This is a genomic window from Phormidium sp. CCY1219, assembly GCF_055795085.1.
Genome location: NZ_JAYFEQ010000876.1, coordinates 1 through 2219 on the forward strand (window position 1 = coordinate 1; position 2219 = coordinate 2219).

Annotated in this window: 2 protein-coding genes; one reads left to right on the forward strand and one right to left on the reverse strand. The window is 48.6% G+C overall.

The window, feature by feature from the left end:
* Nucleotides 1–333: 333 nt before the first annotated feature.
* Nucleotides 334–1824 (forward strand): serine/threonine-protein kinase, encoded by a 1491-nt coding sequence (locus AC0QH1_RS28760; RefSeq protein WP_324634877.1) that lies wholly within the window; start codon nt 334–336, stop codon nt 1822–1824.
* Nucleotides 1825–1915: 91 nt separating this feature from the next.
* Here AC0QH1_RS28760 and AC0QH1_RS28765 read toward each other — a convergent pair.
* On the reverse strand, nt 1916–2219 hold a 304-nt coding region (locus AC0QH1_RS28765; RefSeq protein ID WP_324634878.1), incomplete at its 5' end, for a tetratricopeptide repeat protein.

Below are 2219 nucleotides of genomic sequence, written 5' to 3' on the forward strand. Positions count from 1 at the left end.
AGTCCCCCCTTAGAAAGGGGGGAAACGACTAAGCCCCCCTTTCTAAGGGGGGTTGGGGGGATTTGCCTTTGAATGGCGCGGAGACTCTGTTTGATTATCTGTTGCAGCCCTACATTAAAATGGTATTACCAGTCCTCTTTAGACAACTTGCGCTATTAGCCAGGGACTTTTCATCTCCGGGCGGCTGTTGCTAGAACGATTCGACCCGAGAAATTCATCCCGGGCGGCTGTTGCTTCGACGCCCTGGCGGCTGTTGCTGACCAATGGGGTTGTTACATCATCGGAGATATTGATAAAATACGAGAATCTTTCCGAAAATGGGGAAAATCGCTGATGCTAAACGTCGGACAACTTATCGGTAGGCGTTACCGGATTATCAAATATTTGGGAAACGGGGATTTCGGTCAGGTTTATCGGGCGGAAGATATCCAGTGCAAAAATCGACCCTGCGTCGTCAAGCAACTGTACCCTAAAAGGAGGGATCCAAACAGTTTGCAGAAGGCGCATGAGTTATTCGATCGCGAAGCAGATACCCTCGATCGCCTCGGGGAAGACCATCCCCAAATTCCCAAACTTTTGGCTCACTTTGAAGAAAATAACGAATTTTATTTAATTGAAGATTTCATTGACGGACATCCGCTCAGCGACGAACTAAAACCGAATCAACCCTGCAGCAGTTCCTACACCCTCGACCTGTTGCAAAACATTCTCCCGGTTCTCGCATTTATTCACCAAAAGAAAGTCATTCATCGCGACTTGAAACCTTCCAATTTAATTCGCCGCCAAAAAGATGGTAAAATTATCTTGATTGATTTTGGCGCGGTGAAAGAAATTCAATCCCTCTCTTCCCAGAGTGGGCAAACTCCAGCCACCGTGTTGGGAACAATTGGATATATCGCACCAGAACAATCCTGGGGAAATCCGCAACCAACTAGCGATATTTATGCCCTCGGCGCGATCGCCATCCAATCCCTGACCGGCACCCAGGTGCATCACTTGCCAAAAAATACGCAAAAAGAAGAAATTCTCTGGCATGATAAATCTGTCCCCGTGTCTCCACAATTGGTCGATATTATCGATAAAATGGTGCGTTATAACTGTGAAGAACGCTATCAGTCCGCCGATGAGGTGTTGCAAGCCTTAGAAAGCCTACAGGCGCAGAATAACTCCCCCACCCAGCTCCAGTCTAACCCCCTCACAACGGGGCCGCAAAACTCGGGGCATCCTTCTGGGCAAAAATCCCGCCTGTGGACGAAATCCAATACCATTGCTATCCTAACCTTAGTAATCACTGGTGTTTGTGCGACGCCGATAATTATCCAAGCCTACAAACATTTTTCCCGAGAAGAAGTGGTGCAATTGCAGGTTTACGACAATCAAAACAAAGGCATCAAAATTAACTATCCCGCCAATTGGCGCGTGCAAGAAGGAGGCGATGTGTTTGCAGAAACTGTTACCTTTTTACCCCCATTAACCGAGGAATCTGAGGCAGTGAATGCCCGGGTGATTGTTACCCTAGAAAATTTAAGGCGTCCGATATCGATTGATGAATACAAACAATCCGTCATGCAGCAAGTGCAAACCACCGGAACCGATGCCAAAGTGTCCGATCGCTCTCGCCCAACTACCACCTTAGGCAATCGACGCGCCTACGAAATCCGCTATGAAATCACCGAGAAAAATACCCAGTGGAAAAAACTCGAACGCGGCACCTTGAACGATAAAACCGCTTATGTGATTACTTACGAATCCCCAATCGACGTATATTCCAAAAGCTTAAACACCGCCCAACAAATGATGAATTCCTTTCAAATTCTCCCCTAATCCATTCATCCCTCATCCCCCTGCCCTGGGTGACGCCCCGGTGGGGACTCCCGGGAGATTCCCCACCAGTGCTTCCCGAGAATCACGCCCCCTACTCCTGCAACTCCCGGATGCGGTTTCTGGCATCTTGATAATCCTCCGTTCTTCCCTGTTGCTGATAAAGTGTCGCCGCTTGGCGAAAACTGTCCAACGCCTTTGCTTTCTCTCCCAATTGCCGATAAGCAATTCCCCGGTTGTAGTAGGCATGTGCATAATTGGAGTCGAGGCGAATCGCTTGGTTGTAATCCTCAATCGCCGCTTCCAGGTCTCCCAAGTCATGGCGGGCAATTCCCCGGTTGTTGTAGGCTAGTGCATAATTGGAGTCGAGGCGAATCGCTTGGTTGTAATCCTCAATC

What these genes read in the sequence shown, in the direction of transcription:
- AC0QH1_RS28760 (WP_324634877.1), top strand. Translation starts at nt 334, where the DNA reads ATGCTAAACGTCGGACAACTTATCGGTAGGCGTTACCGGATTATCAAA.